The organism is Actinomadura sp. CNU-125 (genome assembly GCF_001942465.1).
Classification (GTDB): domain Bacteria; phylum Actinomycetota; class Actinomycetes; order Streptosporangiales; family Streptosporangiaceae; genus Spirillospora.
Genome location: NZ_MKJY01000391.1, coordinates 1 through 3,743 on the forward strand (window position 1 = coordinate 1; position 3,743 = coordinate 3,743).

The 3,743-nt window shown below is 77.9% G+C and carries 6 protein-coding genes; 2 read left to right on the forward strand and 4 right to left on the reverse strand.

All coding sequences use genetic code 11. From position 1 onward, the window contains the following. The 3 genes from BJF79_RS34605 to BJF79_RS63005 form a co-directional block, all read right to left on the reverse strand. Positions 1-481 (reverse strand): DoxX family protein (locus BJF79_RS34605; RefSeq protein WP_075903770.1); only part of this gene is annotated, 481 nt, incomplete at its 3' end. Between the two features lie 145 nt (positions 482-626). Next, on the reverse strand, positions 627-773 hold the full coding sequence (locus BJF79_RS63000) for a hypothetical protein (RefSeq protein ID WP_262402992.1): 147 nt from the start codon (positions 771-773) through the stop codon (positions 627-629). A gap of 40 nt (positions 774-813) precedes the next feature. Then, positions 814-1,560: a LysR family transcriptional regulator gene (locus BJF79_RS63005; protein ID WP_316043497.1), complete on the reverse strand. Its 747-nt coding sequence runs from the start codon at positions 1,558-1,560 to the stop codon at positions 814-816. 94 nt (positions 1,561-1,654) lie between these two features. Here BJF79_RS63005 and BJF79_RS65980 point away from each other — a divergent pair, with 94 nt between their 5' ends. Both BJF79_RS65980 and BJF79_RS65985 read left to right on the forward strand, forming a co-directional pair. Further along, complete coding sequence (locus BJF79_RS65980; protein WP_316043498.1) at positions 1,655-3,232, forward strand: SDR family NAD(P)-dependent oxidoreductase; 1,578 nt, start codon at positions 1,655-1,657, stop codon at positions 3,230-3,232. Then, positions 3,229-3,372 (forward strand): hypothetical protein, encoded by a 144-nt coding sequence (locus BJF79_RS65985; protein ID WP_316043499.1) that lies wholly within the window; start codon positions 3,229-3,231, stop codon positions 3,370-3,372. The genes BJF79_RS65980 and BJF79_RS65985 overlap by 4 nt, the downstream gene beginning before the upstream one ends. 87 nt (positions 3,373-3,459) lie before the next feature. Here BJF79_RS65985 and BJF79_RS56220 read toward each other — a convergent pair. After that, positions 3,460-3,743, reverse strand: a 284-nt coding sequence (locus BJF79_RS56220) for a hypothetical protein (RefSeq protein ID WP_262402993.1), incomplete at its 5' end; no start/stop codon positions are given.

Genomic DNA, 3,743 nt, shown 5'->3' on the forward strand with positions numbered 1-3,743 from the left:
GGTCCCGGCCGCCCGCACGCCCGCCGCGGTGGCGAGGCGCAGCAGCGTGACCCGGGGAGGCCAGCAGCGCGCGGGTCTGGGCGCGGCGGTCCCAGGCGACGACGGCGAGCACGACGCCGAGCGCCACCGGGAACAGCGCCCACGCCGGCTCGATGACCAGGATCTGGGTGAGCGCCGCGCCGATCATCAGCCCGATCAGGCCGGTCGCGGCCAGGCCCGCCAGCCGCGGGATCACCAGCCCGATCGCGCCCGCGGCCTCGACGGCGCCGACGAAGTACCGCATGAAGTCGTTCCAGCCGAGCAGGGCGAAGGTCTCGACGGCGTCGGCCTGCCCGGCGAACTTGGGCAGCGCGGACGCGATCAGCAGGAACGCCGCGATGAGGATCTGCGCGGTCCACAGGGCACGGCGGGAGCGGCGGCGACCGGCGGCCTCCCCGGTCGCGGCGGCGGACGCGGCGGCGGTGATGTGGGTGGCGGTCATGGCGGTGGTCCTTCCCTGCGGGTGCCTCTTCGGCCCTTCACCGATACGTCGAACGGCACCCGCACCGGATCGACACCCCGGCCGGACTTTTCTCAGATTTCTTCCGGATTCTTCTGGACGCACCGTTTCCGCAGGTCAGGCCATGTCAGATGCCCGGAGCCGCCGCACGTCCGGCCGCCGCGGCGGTGGCCGCGGCCGTGGCCGCGCGCACGAACGCGGCCAGGTCGCGCGACCGGGACGTCTCCGCCCAGGCCAGGACGAGCGTGGTCGGCTCGGCGTCGGTGACCGGCACCGCCGCCAGGTCGGCGCGCAGGTGGCCGCGGGCCGACCCCTCAGCACCGCGACGACGCGGCCGAGGGCCACCAGCTGCAGCAGCTGCCCCGCGTCCCGGATCGGCGCGCCGCCCGGCCCGTCCCCCGGACCCGCCGGGCCGTGGCCCTGAGCGCCGCGGCCCGGGCCGCGGTGGGGGCCGGGCCAGCGGGGGACGCCCTGCGGTCGATGTCGGCGAGCGTCACCGCGTCCCGTCCCGCCAGCGGATGCGCGCCCGGCAGCACCGCCACCTGGCGTTCGGTGACCAGTTCCTCGGCGGCCAAGCCGGTGAGGTCGGCGCGCGGCGAGTACAGCAGGGCGGCGTCGGCGCGGCCGTCGCGCAGCATCGCCGCCTGCGTCCCGAACCCGAACGCGACCTCGACCACCGCGGCGCCGGGCACGGCGGCGTGCGCGGCCAGCATCGCCGGGAGGAGCCCCGCGTCGCCGCCGGGCTTCATCGCCAGGATCAGCCCCGGGCCCGTCCCGGCCCGGCGGGTGCGGCGCACCGCGGCCGCGACCGCGTCCAGCGCCGCGGTGCCCTCGGCCAGCAGCGTCTCCCCCGCCGCCGTCAACGCCACCCGGCCACCGCCGCGCTCCAGCAGCGTCACCCCGAGCCGCCGCTCCAGCCGCCCGATCGCCCGCGACAGCGGCGGCTGGGCGATGCCGAGCCGCCGCGCGGCCCGGCCGAAGTGCAGTTCCCGCGCGACGGCGCGGAAGTACGCCAGCTCCCGCGTCTCGATCATGTCCCCGTCCGCACCGTCACCGTCCACACCGTCCTTGATACCCGGCCCGATACCCGGCGGGTATCGGGGGCGACCCGATCGGTACTGGAGTGCGGGGGCGGGGCGGTGGTGGGCTGGCGCCATGACGAACATTCCCACCAATTCCACCGTCGCGCTGGTCACCGGGGCGAACAAGGGCATCGGCTTCCGCATCGCCGAGGGGCTGGCGGCGCGGGGCGCGACCGTGCTGCTGGGGGCCCGCGACCCGCGGCTCGGCGAGCGGGCCGCGGCGCGGCTGCGGTCGGCCGGGCACGACGTGCGGCCGGTAGGGCTGGACGTCACCGACGGCGCGTCGGTCCGGGCCGCCGCGGAGCTGGCCGGCGACACGTGCGGACGGCTGGACGTGCTGGTCAACAACGCCGGTATCCACGGCGGGGCGGGGCTGTCGCCGGGCGGCGCCGACCCGGACGCCGTGCACCGGGTGTTCGACACCAACGTGTACGGCGTGATCCGGGTGACCGACGCGTTGCTGCCGCTGCTGGAGAGATCGCCGGCGGGCCGGATCGTGAACGTCTCCAGCGGCGTGGGGTCGCTGGGCGACATGACCGACCCCGGCCACTACATGTCGGCGATGCCCGCCCACGCCGCGTACCCGGTGTCGAAGGCGGCGCTGAACATGCTGACCGTCCAGTACGCCAAGCTGCTGCGCCCGGCCGGGATCCTGGTCAACGCCGCGGTGCCGGGTGCGTGCGCGACCGATTTCACCGCCGGGCTCGGGCTGCCGATCGCCCGCACCGCCGCCGAGGCGCGGCGATCGCCGTCCGGCTGGCCACGCTGGACGACGACGGCCCGACCGGCGGGCTGTTCGACGACGCCGGGCCCGTCCGCTGGTGATCCCGCCCGCGCGGGCGGGATCACCAGGGGTAATCAGGGGTCACCAGTGGGACAGGACCAGGGCCTGGACGGCCAGGGCGGTGCAGGCCTGCGCGGCGAGCCACGCCCGCGCCGGGGGGCGGTGCACGGCCGCGGCCGCCACGATCCACGCCGCGAACGGCACCCAGATCCGCTCCACCTCCCCCTTGGTGATCCCGGATACGTCCAGCACCAGGACGCCCAGGAGCGCCGCGCCGACCGGGAGCGCGACCCCCAGCCCCGGCACGGGCGTCCGGAGCGGCGTCCGGAGCCGCGCCGCCCGGCCCAGCGTGCCGAGCAGGCCGGGCAGGGCGTGCGCGACGGCGGGCCCGGTGAGCAGTCCCAGCACCGCCAGGTCGGCGAACAGGAAGTACCAGTAGGACCGCTGCGCCGACCCGCCGCTGATCAGGTAGGTCTCCAGGGTGGCGCGGACCCCGTCCGGCCACCAGAACCCCAGGGCGGTCAGCGCGGCGGGCACGGCCGCCAGGCCCGCCGCCGCGCCCGCCGCGAGCACCGCCCGGCGGGGACGCGCCCGCACGAGCACCGCGAGCGGCACCGCCGCCAGCGGCAGCAGCCCGTACCTGGACCACGGCAGGGAGCCCAGCAGGATCCCCGCGCCGGCCGCCGCCGGGAACGCGGCGGGGCCGGCGCGGCGCGCCGCGATCGCCGCGAGCGCCGTCCCCCACCGCGCCGACGCCGAGGAACAGCGCGTCCATGGACGTCGCGACCCACAGCGCGAACGGCGCCAGGACCAGGAACGGGACGGCCGCCCGCGCGGCCCGCTCCCCCGCCGTGCGGTGCACGGTGACGGCGATCGCGGCCGCCGCCGACGACCCGGCCGCGATGATCGCCGCGGCGAGCCATCCGGTGCCGCCCAGCCCGGCCTGCTCCAGCGCCCACAGCACCAGCATCGGGCCGGGCGGGTGCCCGCGCACGTGCGTGGTGTAGGCGTACAGCCGGTCGGTGAACGTGCGCAGGTACTCCAGGACGTCGGGGCGCAGCTGCGCCATGCCCGCCGGGTACTCGGTGGGCGCGTCAGCGGCGCGGTGAGCGCGCCCGTCCCGTCCGACGCCGCCAGCGCCACCGCCCAGCAGCGCGGCGCCCGCCACGTGGCGGGCGGCAGCCACCGCCACGGCAGCCGGGCGGCCAGCACCGGCAGGCGCCGACCGCGGCGGCGGCGACGGCCGCGGCGGGCAGCAGCTGCCAGGTGAGCGGCCGGTCCCGGGGGCGGGCGTGCAGCGGCGGCAGCCGGTCCTCGGTGGCGATCCCGGCGCGGTGCAGCCACCATCCGGCGGCGAACGCCGCGACGATCGCCGCGC